This window comes from Streptomyces sp. NPDC003011, from assembly GCF_053591515.1.
On record NZ_JBSFTY010000040.1, the window covers coordinates 1 to 19,378 of the forward strand.

Annotated in this window: 32 protein-coding genes and 1 pseudogene; 4 read left to right on the forward strand and 29 right to left on the reverse strand. The window is 67.2% G+C overall.

What is annotated here, in order from left to right; all coding sequences use genetic code 11:
* The 29 genes and pseudogenes from ACWD0J_RS21200 to rpsJ form a co-directional block, all read right to left on the reverse strand.
* Positions 1-261 (reverse strand): annotated as a pseudogene (locus ACWD0J_RS21200) (DNA-directed RNA polymerase subunit alpha); the annotation flags it as partial.
* A gap of 148 nt (positions 262-409) precedes the next feature.
* Positions 410-814 carry a 30S ribosomal protein S11 gene (gene rpsK, locus ACWD0J_RS21205; RefSeq protein ID WP_003956432.1) on the reverse strand — a complete coding sequence of 135 codons (405 nt, stop codon included), beginning with the start codon at positions 812-814 and terminating at the stop codon, positions 410-412.
* Positions 815-878: 64 nt separating this feature from the next.
* Positions 879-1,259 carry a 30S ribosomal protein S13 gene (gene rpsM, locus ACWD0J_RS21210; RefSeq protein ID WP_451497371.1) on the reverse strand — a complete coding sequence of 127 codons (381 nt, stop codon included), beginning with the start codon at positions 1,257-1,259 and terminating at the stop codon, positions 879-881.
* Positions 1,260-1,449: 190 nt separating this feature from the next.
* Positions 1,450-1,563: a 50S ribosomal protein L36 gene (rpmJ, locus tag ACWD0J_RS21215; RefSeq protein WP_003998809.1), complete on the reverse strand. Its 114-nt coding sequence runs from the start codon at positions 1,561-1,563 to the stop codon at positions 1,450-1,452.
* A 60-nt stretch (positions 1,564-1,623) separates the two neighbouring features.
* Positions 1,624-1,845 carry a translation initiation factor IF-1 gene (infA, locus tag ACWD0J_RS21220; RefSeq protein WP_003948620.1) on the reverse strand — a complete coding sequence of 74 codons (222 nt, stop codon included), beginning with the start codon at positions 1,843-1,845 and terminating at the stop codon, positions 1,624-1,626.
* A 319-nt stretch (positions 1,846-2,164) separates the two neighbouring features.
* Positions 2,165-3,001: a type I methionyl aminopeptidase gene (gene map / locus ACWD0J_RS21225; RefSeq protein WP_451497372.1), complete on the reverse strand. Its 837-nt coding sequence runs from the start codon at positions 2,999-3,001 to the stop codon at positions 2,165-2,167.
* 137 nt (positions 3,002-3,138) lie between these two features.
* On the reverse strand, positions 3,139-3,801 hold the full coding sequence (locus ACWD0J_RS21230; RefSeq protein ID WP_451497373.1) for an adenylate kinase: 663 nt from the start codon (positions 3,799-3,801) through the stop codon (positions 3,139-3,141).
* A complete protein-coding gene (gene secY, locus ACWD0J_RS21235; RefSeq protein WP_451497374.1) occupies positions 3,801-5,114 on the reverse strand; it encodes a preprotein translocase subunit SecY in 1,314 nt (437 codons plus the stop codon). The genes ACWD0J_RS21230 and secY overlap by 1 nt, the downstream gene beginning before the upstream one ends.
* Positions 5,115-5,358: 244 nt before the next feature.
* Positions 5,359-5,814, reverse strand: coding sequence for a 50S ribosomal protein L15 (rplO, locus tag ACWD0J_RS21240; protein ID WP_266501042.1), 456 nt, complete (start codon positions 5,812-5,814; stop codon positions 5,359-5,361).
* 2 nt (positions 5,815-5,816) lie between these two features.
* Positions 5,817-5,999, reverse strand: coding sequence for a 50S ribosomal protein L30 (rpmD, locus tag ACWD0J_RS21245; RefSeq protein ID WP_005481207.1), 183 nt, complete (start codon positions 5,997-5,999; stop codon positions 5,817-5,819).
* Entirely contained in the window at positions 5,999-6,607 is a 609-nt protein-coding gene (gene rpsE, locus ACWD0J_RS21250) for a 30S ribosomal protein S5 (RefSeq protein ID WP_319255384.1), read from the reverse strand. The genes rpmD and rpsE overlap by 1 nt, the downstream gene beginning before the upstream one ends.
* 41 nt (positions 6,608-6,648) lie before the next feature.
* Entirely contained in the window at positions 6,649-7,032 is a 384-nt protein-coding gene (rplR, locus tag ACWD0J_RS21255) for a 50S ribosomal protein L18 (RefSeq protein ID WP_266435021.1), read from the reverse strand.
* A gap of 3 nt (positions 7,033-7,035) precedes the next feature.
* Positions 7,036-7,575: a 50S ribosomal protein L6 gene (gene rplF / locus ACWD0J_RS21260; protein ID WP_451497375.1), complete on the reverse strand. Its 540-nt coding sequence runs from the start codon at positions 7,573-7,575 to the stop codon at positions 7,036-7,038.
* 24 nt (positions 7,576-7,599) lie between these two features.
* Entirely contained in the window at positions 7,600-7,998 is a 399-nt protein-coding gene (gene rpsH / locus ACWD0J_RS21265) for a 30S ribosomal protein S8 (RefSeq protein ID WP_007384075.1), read from the reverse strand.
* 263 nt (positions 7,999-8,261) lie between these two features.
* Entirely contained in the window at positions 8,262-8,447 is a 186-nt protein-coding gene (locus ACWD0J_RS21270) for a type Z 30S ribosomal protein S14 (protein ID WP_003948630.1), read from the reverse strand.
* A 5-nt stretch (positions 8,448-8,452) separates the two neighbouring features.
* A complete protein-coding gene (gene rplE / locus ACWD0J_RS21275; protein WP_121405503.1) occupies positions 8,453-9,010 on the reverse strand; it encodes a 50S ribosomal protein L5 in 558 nt (185 codons plus the stop codon).
* Positions 9,010-9,333, reverse strand: a complete 324-nt coding sequence (gene rplX / locus ACWD0J_RS21280) for a 50S ribosomal protein L24 (RefSeq protein WP_030671805.1) — start codon at positions 9,331-9,333, stop codon at positions 9,010-9,012. Before rplX ends, rplE begins: the two co-directional genes overlap by 1 nt.
* Before the next feature lie 2 nt (positions 9,334-9,335).
* Positions 9,336-9,704 (reverse strand): 50S ribosomal protein L14, encoded by a 369-nt coding sequence (rplN, locus tag ACWD0J_RS21285; RefSeq protein WP_003998823.1) that lies wholly within the window; start codon positions 9,702-9,704, stop codon positions 9,336-9,338.
* A 135-nt stretch (positions 9,705-9,839) separates the two neighbouring features.
* Positions 9,840-10,127, reverse strand: coding sequence for a 30S ribosomal protein S17 (gene rpsQ / locus ACWD0J_RS21290; protein WP_010036717.1), 288 nt, complete (start codon positions 10,125-10,127; stop codon positions 9,840-9,842).
* A complete protein-coding gene (rpmC, locus tag ACWD0J_RS21295; protein ID WP_005481220.1) occupies positions 10,127-10,351 on the reverse strand; it encodes a 50S ribosomal protein L29 in 225 nt (74 codons plus the stop codon). The genes rpsQ and rpmC overlap by 1 nt, the downstream gene beginning before the upstream one ends.
* Positions 10,351-10,770: a 50S ribosomal protein L16 gene (gene rplP / locus ACWD0J_RS21300; RefSeq protein WP_124439900.1), complete on the reverse strand. Its 420-nt coding sequence runs from the start codon at positions 10,768-10,770 to the stop codon at positions 10,351-10,353. The genes rpmC and rplP overlap by 1 nt, the downstream gene beginning before the upstream one ends.
* 5 nt (positions 10,771-10,775) lie before the next feature.
* Positions 10,776-11,612 (reverse strand): 30S ribosomal protein S3, encoded by an 837-nt coding sequence (gene rpsC, locus ACWD0J_RS21305; RefSeq protein ID WP_388362328.1) that lies wholly within the window; start codon positions 11,610-11,612, stop codon positions 10,776-10,778.
* On the reverse strand, positions 11,612-11,959 hold the full coding sequence (gene rplV / locus ACWD0J_RS21310) for a 50S ribosomal protein L22 (protein WP_286064065.1): 348 nt from the start codon (positions 11,957-11,959) through the stop codon (positions 11,612-11,614). The genes rpsC and rplV overlap by 1 nt, the downstream gene beginning before the upstream one ends.
* Positions 11,960-12,000: 41 nt before the next feature.
* A complete protein-coding gene (gene rpsS, locus ACWD0J_RS21315) occupies positions 12,001-12,282 on the reverse strand; it encodes a 30S ribosomal protein S19 (protein ID WP_030619138.1) in 282 nt (93 codons plus the stop codon).
* A gap of 12 nt (positions 12,283-12,294) precedes the next feature.
* On the reverse strand, positions 12,295-13,131 hold the full coding sequence (gene rplB / locus ACWD0J_RS21320; protein ID WP_030046376.1) for a 50S ribosomal protein L2: 837 nt from the start codon (positions 13,129-13,131) through the stop codon (positions 12,295-12,297).
* Between the two features lie 40 nt (positions 13,132-13,171).
* Positions 13,172-13,591 carry a 50S ribosomal protein L23 gene (rplW, locus tag ACWD0J_RS21325; RefSeq protein ID WP_030039756.1) on the reverse strand — a complete coding sequence of 140 codons (420 nt, stop codon included), beginning with the start codon at positions 13,589-13,591 and terminating at the stop codon, positions 13,172-13,174.
* Positions 13,591-14,247, reverse strand: a complete 657-nt coding sequence (rplD, locus tag ACWD0J_RS21330; protein WP_286064063.1) for a 50S ribosomal protein L4 — start codon at positions 14,245-14,247, stop codon at positions 13,591-13,593. Before rplD ends, rplW begins: the two co-directional genes overlap by 1 nt.
* A gap of 8 nt (positions 14,248-14,255) precedes the next feature.
* The gene (gene rplC, locus ACWD0J_RS21335; RefSeq protein WP_451497376.1) at positions 14,256-14,900 is read right to left on the reverse strand and encodes a 50S ribosomal protein L3; all 645 of its coding nucleotides are present in this window, start codon (positions 14,898-14,900) and stop codon (positions 14,256-14,258) included.
* A 16-nt stretch (positions 14,901-14,916) separates the two neighbouring features.
* Positions 14,917-15,225, reverse strand: coding sequence for a 30S ribosomal protein S10 (gene rpsJ / locus ACWD0J_RS21340; RefSeq protein ID WP_003948644.1), 309 nt, complete (start codon positions 15,223-15,225; stop codon positions 14,917-14,919).
* A 575-nt stretch (positions 15,226-15,800) separates the two neighbouring features.
* On the opposite strand from rpsJ, the gene ACWD0J_RS21345 reads away from it, so the two are divergent.
* The 4 genes from ACWD0J_RS21345 to ACWD0J_RS21360 are packed head-to-tail and all read left to right on the forward strand — an operon-like array spanning position 15,801 to position 19,189.
* Positions 15,801-16,124, forward strand: a complete 324-nt coding sequence (locus tag ACWD0J_RS21345; protein ID WP_451497377.1) for a hypothetical protein — start codon at positions 15,801-15,803, stop codon at positions 16,122-16,124.
* Entirely contained in the window at positions 16,121-16,951 is an 831-nt protein-coding gene (locus ACWD0J_RS21350; RefSeq protein ID WP_451497378.1) for a hypothetical protein, read from the forward strand. Before ACWD0J_RS21345 ends, ACWD0J_RS21350 begins: the two co-directional genes overlap by 4 nt.
* A gap of 21 nt (positions 16,952-16,972) precedes the next feature.
* Positions 16,973-18,499 (forward strand): putative T7SS-secreted protein, encoded by a 1,527-nt coding sequence (locus ACWD0J_RS21355; RefSeq protein WP_451497379.1) that lies wholly within the window; start codon positions 16,973-16,975, stop codon positions 18,497-18,499.
* 6 nt (positions 18,500-18,505) lie between these two features.
* Positions 18,506-19,189, forward strand: coding sequence for a hypothetical protein (locus ACWD0J_RS21360; protein ID WP_451497380.1), 684 nt, complete (start codon positions 18,506-18,508; stop codon positions 19,187-19,189).
* The last annotated feature ends 189 nt before the right edge of the window (positions 19,190-19,378 follow it).

The window sequence follows — 19,378 nt, forward strand, 5'->3', positions numbered from 1 at the left end:
CGAGGAGACGACCAGCTGCTTGATGTTGAGGATCAGGTCGGTGACGTCCTCCTTGACGCCCGGCACGGTGGTGAACTCGTGCAGGACACCGTCGATACGGATGGACGTGACCGCCGCACCCGGGATCGAGGAGAGGAGCGTACGACGCAGGGAGTTGCCGAGGGTGTAGCCGAAGCCCGGCTCCAGCGGCTCGATCACGAACCGGGAGCGGAACTCGTCGACGACCTCTTCGGTCAGGGACGGACGCTGAGCGATCAGCATGGTGCGTTCCTTCTGTCAGGGGCGCCCGCTATTTGACGCCCTGATGCACCGGGCAGAGCCCGATGGTGCTATGTGCAAGGGTACGGGCGATACGGCCCCTGAGAGCCGTACCGCCCGGAAACCTCAGATGCAGCAGCCGTACGTCGGATCAGACGCGGCGGCGCTTCGGCGGACGGCAGCCGTTGTGCGGGGTGGGCGTGACGTCCTGGATGGAGCCGACCTCGAGACCGGTCGCCTGAAGCGAACGGATGGCCGTCTCACGACCCGAACCCGGGCCCTTGACGAAGACGTCGACCTTGCGCATGCCGTGCTCCTGCGCGCGGCGGGCGGCCGACTCGGCGGCCATCTGCGCGGCGAAGGGGGTGGACTTGCGCGAGCCCTTGAAGCCGACGTGGCCGGCGGAGGCCCAGGAGATCACGTTGCCCGAGGGGTCGGTGATCGAGACGATCGTGTTGTTGAACGTGCTCTTGATGTGCGCGTGGCCGTGAGCGACGTTCTTCTTTTCCTTGCGGCGCACCTTCTTGGCAGCGCCCTGACGACCCTTGGGGGGCATCTATAACTCCTACGGGAGGTGGTCGGTCCTACAGCGAAGACCGCTGATAAGCGTCCGCTGAGGACTACTTCTTGCCCGGCTTCTTCTTACCGGCGATGGCGCGACGCGGGCCCTTGCGGGTGCGGGCGTTGGTGCTGGTGCGCTGACCGCGGACAGGCAGACCGCGACGGTGACGGATACCCTGGTAGCTGCCGATCTCGACCTTGCGGCGGATGTCGGCCTGGATCTCGCGACGGAGGTCACCCTCGGTCTTGATGTTGTTGTCGACGTACTCGCGGATCGCGACCAGCTGCTCTTCGGAGAGGTCGCGAACCCGGGTGTTCGGGTCGATGCCGGTCTCGGCCAGCGTGAGCTGGGAAAGGGTCCGGCCGATGCCGAACACATAGGTCAGGGCGACCTCCACGCGCTTTTCGCGCGGGATGTCAACACCGGAAACGCGTGCCATTCAATGGCTCCAGTTGATCTTCGGAGGTCTTCCGCAGAACCGAGTCCCAGCCGCCGTACCAGGTACGAACTGGGTCCCCGGCCTCCGAACCGGGGGTGTCAGGCGATCACTTGTGATGCCTGGGTCCTGCGTATGAACAATTCAGCTCGCGTCGCGCGAAGTCTGCGAAGTCGCAGAGGGTGGTGCTGCGTCAGCCCTGGCGCTGCTTGTGGCGCGGGTTCTCGCAGATGACCATGACCCGGCCGTGACGGCGGATCACCCTGCACTTGTCGCAGATCTTCTTGACGCTCGGCTTGACCTTCATGGGGTGAGGTTCTCCGGGTCAGTTGCCGGCAGCCCCGCTCGCGCGAGGCCTGGGCAAGATCTACTTGTACCGGTAGACGATCCGGCCACGCGTGAGGTCGTACGGAGACAGCTCCACCACGACCCGGTCGTCAGGGAGGATGCGGATGTAGTGCATACGCATCTTGCCGCTGATGTGTGCCAGGACCTGGTGGCCGTTCTGGAGCTCGACCTTGAACATGGCGTTCGGAAGAGACTCGACGACAGTGCCCTCGATCTCGATGGCACCTTGCTTCTTGGCCACGCTTCGCCCTTCGAATCGACTACCTTGATCGACTCTCGGTGCTTCCCTTACGGGCGCATGCAGACATGCGGGTGCACGAGAGCCGACGAGTCAGTCTACGACAGCGCACCCGGAAAGACGAATCGAGGGAGTCTGCCCTGTGCGGAAGATCTCTAAGCACGCGTCGGCCTGTGACGCGACCTGGCGCCGGGCGCCGGGAAGGGGCGCGGGGCGCCGGGAAGTGGCGCGGGGCTCCGGGAGGTGGCGCGGGGGAACCGCGCGACCAGCCCCCAGGAACCGCAGCCGCCGTCCGGACAGGGACCCGGCCCCACGGAACCGCTCAGGCGAGCGGATCCGGCGCCGCCACGACCCCGTGCTCCGCCAGCTTCGCCCTGCCCCCGTCGGGAGCCGTCAGCACCAGCGGGCCCTCTTCGGTCAGCGCCACCGAGTGCTCCCAGTGGGAGGACCAGGTGCCGTCGGTCGTGATGACCGTCCAGTCGTCCGGGAGGACCTCGGTCTTCGGGGTGCCCAGGGAGACCATCGGCTCGATGGCGAGGCAGAAGCCGGGGACCAGCTTGGGGCCCTTGCCGCGGCGACGGTCGACGTAGTTCAGCAGGTGCGGGTCCATGTGCATCTCGGTCCCGATGCCGTGGCCGCCGTAGTCCTCGATGATGCCGTAGCGGCCACCGCCGGGCTTGGGCTGGCGGCGGATGTACGTCTCGATGGCCCGGGAGACGTCCACGAGCCGGTTGCCCTGCTTCATGGCCGCGATGCCGGCCCACATCGACTCCTCGGTCACCCGGGAGAGCTCGATCAGCTCCGGGGCGTGGCCGGAGCCCACGAAGGCCGTGTAGGCCGCGTCACCGTGCCAGCCGTCGATGATCGCGCCGCAGTCGACGGAGATGACGTCCCCGTCCTTGAGGACGACCTCGTCGGAGGGGATGCCGTGCACGACGACCTCGTTCACCGAGGTGCAGATCGTCGCCGGGAACCCGCCGTAGCCCAGGAAGTTCGGCTTCGCGTGGTGCTCCGCGAGCACCTTGCGGGCGACCTGGTCCAGGTCCCTGGTCGTGGCCCCGGGCACCGCGGCCTCACGCGTCGCCGCGTGGATGGCGGCGACGACCAGCCCCGCCTCACGCATCTTGGCGATCTGCTCGGGGGTCTTGATCTGCACCATGGCGGCGGGGGCCTTTCTCGGACCGGGGAGAGGGACGGGTGTCTTCAACGATACGTGCACCCACGCAGCAGCCGCGGCCCCCCGGAGGGGAACCGCGGCTGCGACGACGTACGGGGAACGACTGCGGAGAGCCGACGCTAGGCGGCGTCGCCCTCGCGCTCGAGCGCCTCCATGGCGCGCGCGGTGACGTCCTCCACCTTGCCGAGCGCGGAGATCGTGACCACCAGGCCCTGCGCCTTGTAGTAGTCGATGATCGGCTCGGTCTGCGTGTGGTAGACCTCCAGCCGCTTGCGGACGGTCTCCTCGGAGTCGTCGTCGCGCTGGTACAGCTCCCCGCCGCAGACGTCACAGACGTCCGCCTGCTTGGGCGCCTTGTACGACACGTGGAAGACGTGCGCCGAGTCGTGACGGCAGATGCGCCGGCCGGCGATCCGCTTCACGACCTCTTCCTCCGGGACCTCCAGGTCCAGCACCGCGTCCAGCTTCATGCCCTCGGACTGCAGCATCTCGTCCAGCGCCTCGGCCTGCGAGACGTTGCGCGGGAAGCCGTCCAGCAGGAAGCCGTTCTCCGCGTCGGGCTGCTCCATGCGGTCCTTGGCCATGCCGATGGTGACCTCGTCGGGGACAAGGTTGCCCGCGTCCATGAAGGACTTCGCCAGTTTGCCGAGTTCCGTCTGCTTGCTGATGTTGGCCCGGAACAGGTCGCCCGTGGAGATGTGCGGGATCGACAGGTTCTGGGCGAGGAACGCGGCCTGCGTTCCCTTACCGGCACCCGGCGGCCCGACGAGGACGATACGCATCAGCGGAGGAACCCTTCGTAATTGCGCTGCTGAAGCTGACTCTCGATCTGCTTCACCGTCTCGAGACCCACACCCACGATGATCAGGATGCTGGTCCCGCCGAACGGGAAGTTCTGGTTTGCCCCGAAACCAGCCAACGCCATCGTCGGCACGAGAGCGATCAGCCCCAGGTACAGCGAACCCGGCCAGGTGATCCGGTTGAGTACGTACGACAAGTACTCAGCGGTCGGTCGGCCAGCCCGGATGCCCGGGATGAAGCCACCATACTTCTTCATGTTGTCGGCGACTTCTTCGGGGTTGAAGGTGATCGCCACGTAGAAGAACGCGAAGAAAACGATGAGCAAGAAGTACAGGGTGATGTAGTACGGGTGGTCCCCCTTGACGAGGTGGGACTCGATCCAGGTCTTCCACCCCGACGTCCCGCTGGAGAACTGCGCGACCAGTGCCGGGATGTAGAGCAGCGACGAGGCGAAGATGACGGGGATCACACCCGCCTGGTTCACCTTGAGCGGGATGTAGGTCGACGTACCGCCGTAGGAACGGCGGCCGATCATCCGCTTCGCGTACTGGACCGGGATGCGGCGCTGCGCCTGCTCGACGAAGACCACCAGGCCGACCATGACCAGGCCGACGAGGATGACCGTGCCGAACTCGATCCAGCCGTCGGCCAGGGTGCCCTGCGTCTTGATGGCCCACAGCGCGGACGGGAAGGTCGCGGCGATCGAGATGAACATGAGGATCGACATGCCGTTGCCGATGCCGCGGTCGGTGATGAGCTCACCGAGCCACATGACGACGGCCGTACCAGCGGTCATGGTGATGACCATGACCATCGTGGTGAAGATCGCGCGGTCCGGAACGATGCTGCCGGCGACGGTGCAGCCGGAGAACAGGGCGCCGCTGCGGGCGGTGGCCACCAGGCCGGTGCCCTGCAGGATGGCGAGCGCGACGGTCAGGTAGCGCGTGTACTGAGTGATCTTCGCCGTACCGGCCTGGCCCTCCTTCTTGAGGGCTTCCAGACGAGGGATCACCACGGTCAGCAGCTGGAGAATGATGCTGGCCGTGATGTACGGCATGATGCCGAGCGCGAAGATCGTGATTTGGAGCAGCGCGCCGCCGCTGAACATGTTGACGAGACCGAACAGGCCCTGGTTGCCGGACGCCTCGTCGACGCACTGCTGAACGGACGTGTAGTCGACGCCGGGGATCGGGACGTGGGTACCGACCCGGTAGACCACGATGATCCCGAGCGTGAAGAGCAGCTTCTTGCGCAGGTCGGGCGTCTTGAACGCCCGGGCGAACGCGGTGAGCACGGTGCCTCCTGCGACCCCCGCGCAACTGCGTCAAGGGTGACGGTCTTGAAGGTCCAATAAGAACGACGACATGTGTAACGGTCGACTGCCGCCCAAGGTGCCCCATGGGAAGCATCTTGTGAAAGTGGGCAGTGCAGGCCACCTTACCGGCGAGACTGCCCCCTTGGAACGACCAACCGGGGATACCCCATTTGTGGGATATCCCCGGTCGGGATCGCTCAAGTCATCGAGACGCCTGTGGTGTTCAGACGAGCTCGGTGACGGTACCGCCGGCGGCGGTGATCTTCTCCTTGGCGGAGCCGGAGACGGCGTCGACCGTCACCTGCAGCGCCACGGAGATCTCGCCCTGGCCGAGGACCTTGACGAGGCTGTTCTTGCGAACGGCACCCTTGGCGACGAGCCCCTCGACGGTGACCTCGCCACCCTCCGGGTACAGCGCGCCCAGCTTGTCGAGGTTCACGACCTGGTACTCGGTCTTGAACGGGTTCCTGAAGCCCTTCAGCTTCGGGAGGCGCATGTGGAGGGGCATCTGCCCGCCCTCGAAGCGCTCCGGAACCTGGTAACGGGCCTTCGTGCCCTTGGTACCACGACCGGCCGTCTTGCCCTTCGACGCCTCACCACGACCCACACGGGTCTTGGCGGTCTTGGCGCCCGGGGCGGGACGGAGGTTGTGGATCTTGAGCGGGTTGTTCTCCGCCATGATCAGTCGACCTCCTCGACCGTCACGAGGTGGCGGACGGTGTGCACCATGCCGCGGAACTCGGGACGATCCTCCTTGACCACCTGCGTGTTGATTCCCTTGAGACCAAGGGAACGCAGGGTGTCACGGTGGTTCTGCTTGCTGCCGATGTACGACTTCGTCTGCGTGATCTTGAGCTGAGCCATTACGCAGCACCAGCCCCGGCACGCGCACGCAGCAGAGCCGCGGGAGCGACGTCCTCGAGGGGCAGACCACGGCGAGCCGCGATCTCCTCGGGACGCTGCAGGCCCTTCAGGGCCGCCACGGTCGCGTGCACGATGTTGATCGCGTTGGACGAGCCGAGCGACTTCGACAGGATGTCGTGCACGCCGGCGCACTCGAGCACCGCACGCACCGGGCCACCGGCGATGACGCCGGTACCGGGGGAAGCAGGCTTGAGCAGGACGACGCCCGCGGCCTTCTCGCCCGTGATCGGGTGCGGGATGGTGCCCTGGATACGGGGGACCTTGAAGAAGTGCTTCTTGGCCTCCTCCACACCCTTGGCGATGGCGGCCGGCACCTCCTTGGCCTTGCCGTAACCGACACCCACGGTGCCGTCACCGTCGCCCACCACGACCAGCGCGGTGAAGCTGAAGCGACGACCACCCTTCACAACCTTGGCGACGCGGTTGATCGCGACAACGCGCTCAACGTACGCGGTCTTCTCGGCAGCAGAAGCGCCACCGTCGCGACCCTTCCGGTCCCGCCGCTCGCCGCCACCGGCACCGCCACCGCGGCGCTGGGGTCCAGCCATTGGAATTACCTCTCTCTGTTTCCGCTAGCTACGGAACCGGCTCAGAACTTCAGTCCGGCTTCGCGGGCGGCGTCCGCCAGGGCAGCGATGCGCCCGGCGTACTGGTTGCCACCACGGTCGAATACGACAGCCTCGACGCCGGCGGCCTTGGCGCGCTCGGCGACCAGGGCGCCGACCTGCTTGGCCTGCGTCGACTTGTCGCCCTCCGCACCGCGGATCGAGGTGTCCAGGGTGGACGCCGACGCAAGGGTGTGACCCTTGAGGTCGTCGATCACCTGGGCCACGATGTGGCGGTTCGAGCGGGTCACGACCAGACGAGGACGCTCCGCCGTACCGTTGATCGACTTGCGGATCCGGATGTGGCGGCGCTTGATCGCGGCGCGCTTGTAGGCGTCGCCCTTGAGGATCTTCTGTCCGTATGCCATGGCTTACTTACCCGCCTTTCCGACCTTGCGGCGGATGACTTCGCCCTCGTACTTGACGCCCTTGGCCTTGTACGGGTCGGGCTTGCGCAGCTTGCGGATGTTGGCCGCAACCTCGCCGACCTTCTGCTTGTCGATGCCCTCGACCTGGAAGCGGGTCGGGGTCTCCACCTTGAAGGTGATTCCCTCGGGCGCCTCGACGGTGATCGGGTGGCTGTAGCCCAGAGCGAACTCGAGGTTCGATCCCTTGGCCTGTACGCGGTAACCGACACCGCTGATCTCGAGCTTCTTCACGTAACCCTCGGTCACGCCGGTGATCATGTTCGCCACCAGCGTGCGGGACAGGCCGTGCAGGGCCTTGTTCTGACGCTCGTCGTTGGGGCGGGTGACGTTGAGTACGCCGTCCTCACCCTTGGCGATGTCGATCGGCGCGGCAACGGTGTGGCTCAGGGAACCCTTGGGGCCCTTGACCGACACCGTACGGCCGTCGATGGTGACGTCCACGCCGGCGGGAACCGTGATGGGGAGCTTGCCAATACGCGACATAGCTGTTTCCTCCGTTCCCTTCCGTTACCAGACGTAGGCGAGGACTTCTCCGCCTACGCCCTTCTTGCCGGCCTGCTTGTCGGTGAGGAGCCCGTGCGACGTGGAGATGATCGCCACGCCGAGGCCGCCGAGCACCTTCGGCAGGTTGGTGGACTTCGCGTACACCCGGAGACCGGGCTTGGAGATGCGCTTGATGCCCGCGATGGAGCGCTCACGGTTGGGGCCGAACTTCAGCTCCAGGACGAGGTTCTTGCCGACCTCGGCGTCCTCGACCTTCCAGCCCGTGATGAAGCCCTCCTGCTGGAGGATCTCCGCGATGTGAGACTTGATCTTCGATGCCGGCATCGTCACGGAGTCGTGGTATGCCGAGTTCGCGTTCCGCAGACGCGTAAGCATGTCTGCGATCGGATCAGTCATGGTCATGAATTGGCCTTCGGCCTCTCTCGCCGGGGTTTCCTGGTGCGCCATCCCTCTCCCCGATCCGAGACGGGACGGGTGCGGCGCGGTGGACCTACGGCGTAGTAAGTCGTATGGGCGTCCAGGCGCCCAACCCTCCTAGCCTAAGCCATGGAGGGGTGGGCACCTGACACCGCCCTTTACTTACCGAGAGCTCAGGAATCCAATCCAGCCAGTCGGCCCGAAGGGCCGCCCTTGAGGGGCGGTGGTCGGGCGACGGGTGGGCAGGATTACCAGGAGCTCTTGGTCACGCCCGGCAGCTCGCCACGGTGAGCCATCTCACGGAGGCACACGCGGCACAGGCCGAACTTGCGGTACACGGAGTGCGGACGGCCGCAGCGCTGGCAGCGCGTGTAGCCGCGTACTCCGAACTTGGGCTTACGAGCAGCCTTGGCAATCAGAGCCTTCTTCGCCATCTCGCTCACGCCTCCTTGAAGGGGAAGCCGAGGTGACGAAGGAGCGCACGGCCCTCAGCGTCGTTGGTCGCCGTGGTGACCACGGTGATGTCCATACCCCGGACGCGGTCGATCTTGTCCTGGTCGATCTCGTGGAACATGACCTGCTCCGTGAGACCGAAGGTGTAGTTGCCACGGCCGTCGAACTGCTTGGGGGACAGGCCGCGGAAGTCGCGGATGCGCGGGAGCGCCAGCGACAGGGTGCGGTCCAGGAACTCCCACATGCGGTCGCCACGGAGCGTGACGTGAGCACCGATCGGCTGGCCCTCACGCAGCTTGAACTGCGCGATGGACTTGCGGGCCTTGGTGACGGCCGGCTTCTGACCGGTGATGGTGGTCAGGTCACGGACGGCACCGTCCATGAGCTTCGAGTCACGGGCGGCGTCGCCGACACCCATGTTGACCACGATCTTCACCAGGCCGGGGATCTGCATGACGTTCTCGTACGAGAACTCCTCCTGCAGCTTGGCCTGGATCTCCTCGCGGTACTTCGTCTTCAGACGCGGAGTGGTGGTGGTAGCCATCAGATGTCCTCACCCGTCCGCTTGGCAACGCGGATCTTGTTGCCCTCGTCGTCGAAGCGGTAACCGACGCGGGTCACGACCTTGTTGCCGTCCTTCTCCACGACGAGCTGAACGTTGCTCACGTGAATGGGGGCCTCGGTGGTGACGATGCCGCCGGCCTGCGAACCACGAGCCGTGGGACCGGCCTTGGTGTGCTTCTTGACCCGGTTGACACCCTCGACCAGGACACGGTCCTCGCGGGGGTAGGCCGCGATGACCTTGCCCTGCTTGCCCTTGTCCTTGCCGGTGATGACCTGGACCAGGTCGCCCTTCTTGATCTTCATGCTTACAGCACCTCCGGCGCGAGCGAGATGATCTTCATGAACTTCTTCTCGCGCAGCTCACGACCCACCGGGCCGAAGATACGGGTGCCGCGAGGGTCGCCGTCGTTCTTCAGAATGACAGCGGCGTTCTCGTCGAAGCGGATGTACGAGCCGTCCGGACGGCGGCGCTCCTTGACGGTGCGAACGATGACCGCCTTGACGACGTCACCCTTCTTCACGTTGCCACCGGGGATCGCGTCCTTGACGGTGGCGACGATGACGTCACCGATGCCCGCGTAGCGGCGACCGGAGCCACCGAGCACACGGATGCAAAGGATTTCCTTCGCACCAGTGTTGTCGGCGACCCGAAGTCGCGACTCCTGCTGGATCACGTCTATCTCCTGATTGTCTGCCGGTTCCCCGCAGGGGCTTCCTCGTCACGAGGGAGCCCCTGCGGAGCCTGGCGGAACTGTCCTGCCGGGTTTGCCCCGCAGGAGGTTTCTTTGGAATCCGCTTGCGCGGATTACCTACTTGGCCTTCTCGAGGATCTCGACGACGCGCCAGCGCTTCGTCGCGGACAGCGGCCGGGTCTCCATGAGGAGGACACGGTCGCCGACGCCCGCGGCGTTCTGCTCGTCGTGGGCCTTGAGCTTGTTCGTACGGCGGATGACCTTGCCGTACAACGCGTGCTTGACACGGTCCTCGACGGCGACGACGACGGTCTTGTCCATCTTGTCGCTGACGACGAGACCCTCACGGGTCTTGCGGAAACCGCGGTCCGTCTTGGTCTCTTCAGTCACGTTGCTCTCGCTCATCAGGCGCTCTCCACCGTCTCGATGCCCAGCTCGCGCTCACGCATCAGGGTGTAGATCCGCGCGATGTCCTTTCGGACGGCCTTGAGCCGCCCGTGGTTCTCGAGCTGACCGGTCGCCGCCTGGAAGCGGAGGTTGAACAGCTCTTCCTTGGCTTCGCGGAGCTTGTTGAGCAGCTCCTCGTCACCCAGCTCGCGCAGCTCTGACGCCTTGGTACCGGCCGACATCACGCTTCACCTGCCTCGCGCTTGACGATCCGGCACTTCATCGGCAGCTTGTGCGCCGCACGAGTGAGGGCCTCACGCGCAATCTTCTCGTTCGGGTAGGACAGCTCGAACATCACCCGGCCCGGGTGCACGTTCGCGACCCACCACTCGGGGGAACCCTTACCGGAACCCATGCGGGTCTCGGCGGGCTTCTTGGTCAGCGGACGGTCCGGGTAGATGTTGATCCAGACCTTGCCGCCACGCTTGATGTGGCGGGTCATCGCGATACGGGCCGCCTCGATCTGGCGGTTGGTCACGTACGCCGGCGTGAGGGCCTGGATGCCGTACTCGCCGAACGCGACCGTCGTACCGCCCTTGGCCTCACCGCGACGCTTCGGGTGGTGCTGCTTGCGGTGCTTGACCCTACGGGGGATCAGCATGTCGGTCAGGCCTCCGTTCCGGTGCTCTCAGCCGGAGCGGCGGCGGCGGGAGCCTCGGCCTTGGGGGCCTCGGCACCGGCAGCCTGCTGCGGCTTGCGACCGCGCCGCTCGCCGCCGCCGCCACGGCCACCACGGGCCGGGCGGTCGGCGCCGCCGCCGCCACGGGCCGGGCGGTTGCCGGCGCGGGCAGCAGCGTTCTCGGCGCGGACCTCGGCGATGTTCTTGACATCGCCCTTGTAGATCCAGACCTTCACGCCGATGCGGCCGAAGGTCGTCTTGGCCTCGAAGAAGCCGTAGTCCACGTTCGCGCGGAGCGTGTGCAGGGGCACACGGCCCTCGCGGTAGAACTCCGAGCGGGACATCTCGGCGCCGCCGAGGCGGCCACCGCACTGGATCTTGATGCCCTTGGCGCCGGCCTTCATCGTGCCCTGCATGCTCTTGCGCATGGCGCGACGGAAGGAGACGCGGGAGGAGAGCTGCTCGGCGACGGCCTGGGCGACCAGCTGAGCGTCGGTCTCGGGGCTCTTGACCTCGAGGATGTTCAGCTGGACCTGCTTGCCCGTGAGCTTCTCGAGGTCACCGCGGATGCGGTCGGCCTCGGCGCCACGGCGGCCGATGACGATGCCCGGACGGGCCGTGTGGATGTCCACACGGACGCGGTCACGGGTGCGCTCGATCTCCACCTTCGAGATACCGGCGCGCTCCATGCCGGACGTCATCATCCGACGGATGGCGACGTCTTCCTTGACGTAGTCCTTGTACAGCTTGTCGGCGTACCAACGGGACTTGAAGTCCGTGGTGATGCCGAGCCGGAACCCATGCGGGTTAACCTTCTGGCCCATTACCGGGTTCCTTCCTTGCTGCTGACGACCACGGTGATGTGGCTGGTCCGCTTGCGGATCCGGTAGGCACGGCCCTGGGCGCGCGGACGGAACCGCTTCAGAGTCGGGCCCTCGTCGACGTACGCCTCGGTGATGACCAGGCTGTCGACATCGGTGTGGTCGTAGTTGTGCGCGGCGTTGGCGATGGCGCTGTCCAGCACCTTGCCGACCGGCACGCTCGCGGCCTGCGGGGCGAAACGCAGGACCGCCTGAGCCTCCGTGGCGTCCATGCCACGGATGAGGTCCACCACTCGGCGGGCCTTCATGGGCGTGACGCGGATGTACCGCGCCTGGGCCCTGGCTTCCATGGTTGTCCCTTCGGTGTTAGTCATAGTCGATTCCACCCCGCCTAGCGGCGCTTCGACTTCCGGTCGTCCTTGACGTGACCCCGGAAGGTGCGCGTCGGCGAGAACTCGCCGAGCTTGTGGCCGACCATGGACTCGGTGACAAACACCGGGATGTGGGTCTTGCCGTTGTGCACCGCGATCGTGTGGCCCAGCATGGCCGGGACGATCATCGAGCGACGGGACCAGGTCTTGATGACGTTCTTGGAACCCGCTTCGTTCTGTACGTCCACCTTCTTGATCAGGTGGTCGTCGACGAAGGGCCCCTTCTTGAGACTGCGCGGCATCTAAACCCGCTCCTAGCGCTTCTTGTTCGTCTTGCGGCGGCGGACGATGTACTTGTTCGAAGCCTTCTTCGGCGAACGAGTACGACCCTCCTTCTGACCCCACGGCGAGACCGGGTGGCGACCACCGGAGGTCTTGCCCTCACCACCACCGTGCGGGTGGTCAACCGGGTTCATCGCCACACCGCGGACGGTCGGGCGGACGCCCAGCCAGCGCTTGCGGCCGGCCTTGCCCCAGTTGATGTTGGACTGCTCGGCGTTGCCGACCTCGCCGACGGTGGCGCGGCAGCGCACGTCGACCAGGCGGATCTCACCGGACGGCATGCGGAGGTGGGCCATCTGGCCCTCCTTCGCGAGCAGCTGCACGGAGGCACCGGCGGAGCGGGCGAACTTGGCACCGCCACCGGGACGGAGCTCGATCGCGTGGATTGTGGTACCGACCGGGATGTTGCGCAGCGCCAGGTTGTTGCCCGGCTTGATGTCGGCCCCGGGACCGTTCTCGACGCGGTCACCCTGCTGCAGGTTGCGCGGGGCGAGGATGTAGCGCTTCTCGCCGTCCGCGTAGTGCAGCAGCGCGATGCGCGCGGTGCGGTTGGGGTCGTACTCGATGTGCGCGACCTTCGCCGGCACGCCGTCCTTGTCGTGACGACGGAAGTCGATCACGCGGTAGGCGCGCTTGTGTCCGCCACCCTGGTGGCGAACGGTCACACGACCGGAATTGTTACGGCCGCCCTTGCTGTGCAGCGGGCGAACCAGCGACTTCTCCGGCGTGGACCGCGTGACCTCGACGAAGTCGGCGACGCTGGAGCCACGACGGCCCGGCGTAGTCGGCTTGTACTTGCGGATTCCCATTTCTCAGTCCTCGTCCGATATCGGACGATCCGGACCGCCGTCAGGCGGTCGGACCGCCGAAGATGTCGATACGGTCGCCCTCAGCGAGGGTCACAATCGCGCGCTTGGAGCCGGCGCGCTGACCGAAGCCGGTCTTGGTGCGCTTGCGCTTGCCCTGGCGGTTGATCGTGTTGACCCCGGTGACCTTGACCGAGAAGACCGCCTGGACGGCCTGCTTGATCTGGGTCTTGTTGGCGCCCGGGGCGACGATGAACGTGTACTTGCCCTCGTCGAGAAGCGCGTAGCTCTTCTCGGACACGACCGGCTTGAGCAGGATGTCACGGTGGTCCGTGAACGACTTGCTCACCGGGGTGACGACGGTGTTCTTGCCCTCGGCCTCGTGGCGGCGCGCCTTGGCGACGCGCGCGACCTTCTTGGCCTTGGCGGCCTTCGAGGCGATGCTCGGGTGACGCGTAGCCATCAGGCTTCGCTCCCTTCGGTGTCAGCGGCCTGGGGGCCAGACACGAAGGACTCGAAAGCGGCCTGGGTGAAGACCACGTCGTCCGAGACGAGAACGTCGTACGTGTTCAGCTGGCCCGGCTCCAGGATGTGGACCTGGGGCAGGTTGCGGGCGGACAGCCACGCGGCCTCGTCGGCGCGGTCGACGACCAGGAGCAGGTTCTTGCGCTCCGAGATCTTGCCGAACAGCGTCCGGGCGGCCTTCGTCGACGGGTTCTCACCCTCGACGACGCCGGAGACGACGTGGATGCGGTTGTGGCGGGCCCGGTCGGTGAGGGCGTGGCGCAGCGCCGCGGCCTTCATCTTCTTCGGGGTCCGCTGCGAGTAGTCACGCGGCACGGGACCGTGCACGACGCCACCACCGGCGAACTGCGGCGCGCGGGTCGAACCCTGACGGGCACGACCGGTGCCCTTCTGGCGGTACGGCTTCTTGCCGCCACCGCGGACCTCGCCACGCGTCTTGGTCTTGTGCGTGCCCTGGCGGGCAGCGGCCAGCTGTGCGACGACGACCTGGTGGATCAGCGGGATGCTGATCTTCTCAACGTCGAAGATCTCCGCGGGGAGCTCGACGGAACCGGCCTTGTCGCCCGCCGGCGAAAGGATGTCAACAGTGCTCATCGGTTACCTCAGGCCCCCTTGGCCGCGGTGCGGACCAGGACGAGGCCGCCGTTCGGACCGGGGATGGCTCCCTTGATGAGGAGCAGTCCCTTCTCCGCGTCAACGGCGTGGACGGTCAGGTTCTGGGTGGTGACCCGCTCATTGCCCATGCGGCCTGCCATGCGCATGCCCTTGAAGACACGGCCCGGGGTGGCGCAGCCACCGATGGAACCGGGAGAGCGGTGCTTGCGCTGGGTGCCGTGTCCGGCGCCGAGGCCCTTGAAGTTGTGACGCTTCATGACACCGGCGAAGCCCTTGCCCTTGCTCTTGCCGGTCACGTCGACCTTGATGCCGGCCTCGAACACCTCGGCGGTGATCTCCTGGCCGAGGGTGTACTCGCTGGCGTCAGCGGTACGGATCTCGACGAGGTGGCGGCGGGGAGTGACGTCGGCCTTGGCGAAGTGACCCTTGAGGGGCTTGTTCACCTTGCGCGGGTCGATCTCGCCGAAGGCGATCTGGACCGACTCGTAGCCGTCGGTGTCGTTCGTACGGACCTGGGTGACGACGTTGGGGCCGGCCTTGACGACGGTGACCGGGACGACACGGTTGTTCGCGTCCCACACCTGCGTCATGCCGAGCTTCTCGCCCAGGATGCCCTTGATCTGCTTGGTCATCTTCAGATCACCGGCCTCAGAGCTTGATCTCGATGTCGACACCGGCCGGGAGGTCGAGTCGCATCAGGGAGTCAACGGTCTTGGGAGTCGGGTCGAGGATGTCGATCAGGCGCTTGTGCGTGCGCATCTCGAAGTGCTCGCGCGAGTCCTTGTACTTGTGCGGCGACTTGATGACGCAGTACACGTTCTTCTCAGTGGGCAGCGGCACCGGGCCCGCGACCGACGCACCAGTACGCGTCACCGTCTCGACGATCTTCTTCGCCGAGCTGTCGATGACCTCGTGGTCGTAGGCCTTGAGCCGGATGCGGATCTTCTGTCCCGCCATGGCTACTAGTAGTCCTGTCTCTCGTAACGCTCTGGAACCCGGCGTTCCAGCCCTTGTCTCCGACCCACGCGGTCGGGCGTGTCGCTCTTCCGCTGACACAGATGTCCCTTGTTCGAACATCCCTCCAGGGAATGAACACGGCCCTTCCGGAACCGCAGACCGGGACCAGAAGGCCACCGGGCGCCTGGCCGGTGCCGCACCAACACTTCCCGAAAGATTCCCGTACGTCCGCCCCAGCGCTGCCGTGTGGCAGTTAGGGCGACGAGTACTGTGGGACTCGCTTCCGGTCCTCCCGACGGGAGGCGCGCAGCATCAACACTCGACCGAGCAACTCCGACAGTCTGCCATACGGGGCATGCCGGGTGCCAATCGGGTCGTAGAGACTACCCGCGGAGTGACGAAGGTCAAACAGACCTGTGAGGTCCCTGCGGGATCCACGTCCAGGTCATGAAGACCTCGCGGAGCTTCCGTGCACGACCGCGCCCCGGGCCCAGCCTCCCTCGGTCTGCTGCCTGTCCGCATGCCAAAGTTGGTGGTCAGCGCAGTGTGAGCGGGACCAGGGGACCTCAGGGGGCATGACGGCGGTGGCCGGATATTACGAAGTCGAGTTCAAGGCGCTGTCCCGGCTGATCACCGATCTCAGCGAGTGCGCGGACGGCATGCGGTCCGCGATGAGACAGCTGAAGGACATCGGCCCCAAGGGTTCCGGCTCCGACGAGCTGGAGGAGGCCTGCGACGACTTCCAGGAGAAGTGGGGCTACGGCATCGAGCTGATCGCCGAGGCCACGGGGGGCGTCACCGAGAAGGTCGCGGAGTCGGGCCGGCTCTACCAGCACGTGGACGGGCAGGTCGTCGCGACGGTCGCGGCGGTCAGGTCCGGAAAGGCCGCCGACCGGTGACGTCCGTACCCGGCACCGGGCGAGCCCGGGCCGAGGCCGCCCCCACGGAAACGGCCGAGACGGCAAAAGCGTCCGGGACGGCCGGCACGGCGGACGCGACGCGAGCGGCCGAGGCAGCCCCCGGCACCGGGCCGTCGGCGTTCCGCTTCCGGATCCAGCCGGAGTTCCACCCCGTCCCGCTGGGCATCGGTGACGACGAGGACGCCTTCGACGAGCGGATACGGCGGTTCGCCCGCGACTACTGGGGCGAGCGCGAGGACCTCGAACCCGTACGGAGGCTGACCGCCGCCATGTACGCGGCGAACTCCCGCCACCTCGTCACGGGCGGTGCCGTCTACAGCGCGCTCGGCGTCTTCCCCCTCGGCGGCAGCCCGGACGGCTCCGAGCCACCCGAGCGCGTCAGCCGCGCCACCCTGACCATCAGCGTGCGCGACCTGGACAACCCCGACCCACGGCTCACGGCCGCGGGCCTCGCGGAGACGTGGGCCAAGGCGGAGGCGGACGGCGCGTCGGGCGAGAGCCGGCTGATCACCCTTCCCGCGGGGCCCGCGGTCGTCCGTATCGCCGGATCCCGTGCCGTGTGGCAGGTGCCGGAGGGAGAACAGGAACGGTTCTTCGTCCGTATCGAGGTGTGGCTGCCGTTCCCCGCGGAGGACCGGCTGCTGCTGCTCTGCCTGAGCACGGCCGACGTCCAGGACCTCTTCCACTACCAGGCGGTGCTCGCGGACCTCGCCGACACCGTCACCTTCGGCGAGACCGACGAGGAGAGCGCCGATCCCACGGCCCACCCCGCGGCTCCGGCCCGCTCCGTCCTCGTCTCCTACTGATCGCGCCAAGGACCCCTTTCCATGAGCACACAGACGTACGACGCTCTCGGCTTCGACCCCGCGCCGGGCGTGCCGGCTTCGGTGCACCACCTGGTCACCGCGCTCAGCGGGGTGGGCAAGCAGCTCGACGACGCACACGACACGCTGAGCCGGCTGGGGAAGGCGGACGGGGCGTGGGTGGGCGAAGCGGCGTCCGCCTTCGCCGAGAAGGCCGGCGCGCTGCCGAAGTACCTCGCGGACGGGCACGGTTCGCTGGTCGACGCCGCCCACGCCCTGCACACCTGGCAGTCCCGCCTGACGGACTTCCAGGCGCTGGCGCGCCGCTACGAGCAGGAGGCGGAGGCAGCCCGGCGGACGGTGCGGGAGGCGCGCGACAACCCGGACCTCCGGCTCGCGGGCCAGACCTTCGACACCGACGCGGCCCTGCAGAAGGCGCAGCAGCGTCTCGACCACGCGACGAGGCGGGTGAACGAGGCGGACGCCGCCCTGGACGCCATCGTCAAGAAGGCACAAGCCCTGCTGAGCGACCACACGGAGGCCGCGCGCGAGGCCGCCCGTGCGATCCGCAGGGCCGCCGACGCAGCGCCGGACGAGCCCGGCCTGCTCGATCGGTTCCTGGACGCGGTCAAGGGTCTCGGCGAGGAGATCAGGAACCTCGCGAACGACATCTGGAACTGGGTCAAGGAACACGCGGACACGATCTACAAGATCGGGGACTGGCTCGGCTACGCCAGTGCCGTGTGCGACGTCCTCGCGGTCGTCTTCTCCGAGACCATCATCGGTGCCGTCGTCTTCGAGGCCATCGGCATGGTGCTCAACGCCGGCGCCCTCGCCTTCCACGCCGTCGGCTGGGCGGCCGGGGCGAAGAAGGGCAGCTGGCTGGACATCGGCCTGGACATCGTCGGTTTCGTCCCCTTCGGTGACCTCCTGCGTCTGGGCAAGGTCGGCAAGGGCGCCCTCAAAGGCGTCAAGATCCCGATGAACGTCCTGGACTTCGGTGTGAAGGCCGCGGACTCCTGGAAGCGGGCGGGGGACATCGTCGAGCAGGTCGGTGGCACCGCGAAGCTGGGCGACGACGCCGAGGAATGGGCGATGCGCAACATCGGTGCCCTCGGTTCCAAGGCGCACGCGATCCACGTCACCGCGGACACCCTGGCGGACCGCTTCAAGGTGGCCGTGGCCAAGGAGTTCGGTGACTACAACCTGTACCGGGCCGGTGCGGGAGTGACGGACATGGCCTTCCAGAAGCTGATGCCGAACCTGATCGAGAACTCCCCGCTGGGACGCATTCCCGCGCTCGCGGACTCGGTCCGGCCCATCGTCGACAACGCCGGCGAGACGGTCGGCAGGTACATCGACCCCCGCTCCTGGACGGCCCGCGGCTACGAGGCGGCCATGGGCGCGAAGAACCTGTACAAGGAAGGCGTGCGGCACGCCACCGAGGACATCCGGTACGGATCCGAGAAGATCCAGGAAGGGATCGACAGCGCACGCGAGTCGGCCGGCGCGTTCATGGACCGCGTGGCGGACGTCAACCCGTTGGGATGACCAGGAATGAACCAGCACCCCCTCCCCTCCCGATACGCGTTCCTGGTCTCCGCGAACAACCCCGTTCCGGTGCCCGGCCCGCCGTCGACGGGTCTGCCGCCCGACACCGACATGGCAGCGACGATCCGGCTGCCGGGCAGCCGTTCCGACGACGTTCCGCTCGCGCGGGTCCTCTCACCCCGATCCGCACAGCGGTGGAGCCGTGAGGCACCCCTGCCCTTCTGGCTCCACGGCGGTCCGGACGGCACACCGATGTGCTCCGTCCGCCCGGTCGCCCCGGACGCCTACGACGTCCACACGGCCGACGGCGCGCCCCTGGCCCGCATCACCCGCCGCCCCGCCCGCCTCCTGCCCTGGCCCCGCCGCGTCCGGTGGTCCGCACAGCTCGGCGACGCGCCGCACCCGGTCACCGGCAAGGTCGGCACCTGGTACTCCTGGCTCGTCTACGTCCTGACCGCCCCCGTCTGGTTCCTCTTCGCCCTCTGCGCGATGCTCTACTCCTTCTTCGACGGCACCGCGGACGACTACACGTTCAGGCACCCGACGCGAACCCGCTGGCACACGCCGGGCACCGGCACGGTCCTGGACTACCGCGGCATCAGTGACGTCTACCGCTTCGAGCCGCAGGGCCTGGACGTACGGGTGGGGTACGCGCTGGCGGTCCTGCGGACGTGGGAACGCGAGCACTGAGGCGAGCACTGAGGCGCGCGCTGAAGCCGGCGTGCCGCGGCCTGCCTGACCAGCCCCCGATGCCCGCGGCCGTCGCCCCGCCAGCCGGCATGGCCCCGTTGAGCCCGACCGCCCGACAGGCTCCCCCGCACGCGGCCCCGCGCGCCCCCGTCGGCCATCACGCGCTGTAGCGGCTCCGTCACCGACCGT

Coding starts and splice junctions, on each gene's coding strand:
- rpsE (WP_319255384.1), bottom strand. CDS start 6,607: ATGGCTGGACCCCAGCGCCGCGGTGGCGGTGCCGGTGGCGGCGAGCGG.
- rplP (WP_124439900.1), bottom strand. CDS start 10,770: ATGCTGATCCCCCGTAGGGTCAAGCACCGCAAGCAGCACCACCCGAAG.
- rplB (WP_030046376.1), bottom strand. CDS start 13,131: ATGGGAATCCGCAAGTACAAGCCGACTACGCCGGGCCGTCGTGGCTCC.
- rpmC (WP_005481220.1), bottom strand. CDS start 10,351: ATGTCGGCCGGTACCAAGGCGTCAGAGCTGCGCGAGCTGGGTGACGAG.
- rpsC (WP_388362328.1), bottom strand. CDS start 11,612: ATGGGCCAGAAGGTTAACCCGCATGGGTTCCGGCTCGGCATCACCACG.
- rpsS (WP_030619138.1), bottom strand. CDS start 12,282: ATGCCGCGCAGTCTCAAGAAGGGGCCCTTCGTCGACGACCACCTGATC.
- rplE (WP_121405503.1), bottom strand. CDS start 9,010: ATGGCTACCACCACCACTCCGCGTCTGAAGACGAAGTACCGCGAGGAG.
- rpsJ (WP_003948644.1), bottom strand. CDS start 15,225: ATGGCGGGACAGAAGATCCGCATCCGGCTCAAGGCCTACGACCACGAG.
- rpmD (WP_005481207.1), bottom strand. CDS start 5,999: ATGGCTCAGCTCAAGATCACGCAGACGAAGTCGTACATCGGCAGCAAG.
- rplX (WP_030671805.1), bottom strand. CDS start 9,333: ATGAAGATCAAGAAGGGCGACCTGGTCCAGGTCATCACCGGCAAGGAC.
- rplO (WP_266501042.1), bottom strand. CDS start 5,814: ATGGCGGAGAACAACCCGCTCAAGATCCACAACCTCCGTCCCGCCCCG.
- rpmJ (WP_003998809.1), bottom strand. CDS start 1,563: ATGAAGGTCAAGCCGAGCGTCAAGAAGATCTGCGACAAGTGCAGGGTG.
- rplC (WP_451497376.1), bottom strand. CDS start 14,900: ATGACCAAGCAGATCAAGGGCATCCTGGGCGAGAAGCTCGGCATGACG.
- ACWD0J_RS21270 (WP_003948630.1), bottom strand. CDS start 8,447: ATGGCGAAGAAGGCTCTGATTGCCAAGGCTGCTCGTAAGCCCAAGTTC.
- rpsM (WP_451497371.1), bottom strand. CDS start 1,259: ATGGCACGCGTTTCCGGTGTTGACATCCCGCGCGAAAAGCGCGTGGAG.
- rpsH (WP_007384075.1), bottom strand. CDS start 7,998: ATGACCATGACTGATCCGATCGCAGACATGCTTACGCGTCTGCGGAAC.
- map (WP_451497372.1), bottom strand. CDS start 3,001: ATGGTGCAGATCAAGACCCCCGAGCAGATCGCCAAGATGCGTGAGGCG.
- rplR (WP_266435021.1), bottom strand. CDS start 7,032: ATGGCATACGGACAGAAGATCCTCAAGGGCGACGCCTACAAGCGCGCC.
- ACWD0J_RS21355 (WP_451497379.1), top strand. CDS start 16,973: ATGAGCACACAGACGTACGACGCTCTCGGCTTCGACCCCGCGCCGGGC.
- rplW (WP_030039756.1), bottom strand. CDS start 13,591: ATGGCTACGCGTCACCCGAGCATCGCCTCGAAGGCCGCCAAGGCCAAG.
- ACWD0J_RS21345 (WP_451497377.1), top strand. CDS start 15,801: ATGACGGCGGTGGCCGGATATTACGAAGTCGAGTTCAAGGCGCTGTCC.
- rplV (WP_286064065.1), bottom strand. CDS start 11,959: ATGGAAGCCAGGGCCCAGGCGCGGTACATCCGCGTCACGCCCATGAAG.
- rpsQ (WP_010036717.1), bottom strand. CDS start 10,127: ATGAGCGAGAGCAACGTGACTGAAGAGACCAAGACGGACCGCGGTTTC.
- rplF (WP_451497375.1), bottom strand. CDS start 7,575: ATGTCGCGTATTGGCAAGCTCCCCATCACGGTTCCCGCCGGCGTGGAC.
- rpsK (WP_003956432.1), bottom strand. CDS start 814: ATGCCCCCCAAGGGTCGTCAGGGCGCTGCCAAGAAGGTGCGCCGCAAG.
- rplD (WP_286064063.1), bottom strand. CDS start 14,247: ATGAGCACTGTTGACATCCTTTCGCCGGCGGGCGACAAGGCCGGTTCC.
- ACWD0J_RS21230 (WP_451497373.1), bottom strand. CDS start 3,801: ATGCGTATCGTCCTCGTCGGGCCGCCGGGTGCCGGTAAGGGAACGCAG.
- ACWD0J_RS21360 (WP_451497380.1), top strand. CDS start 18,506: ATGAACCAGCACCCCCTCCCCTCCCGATACGCGTTCCTGGTCTCCGCG.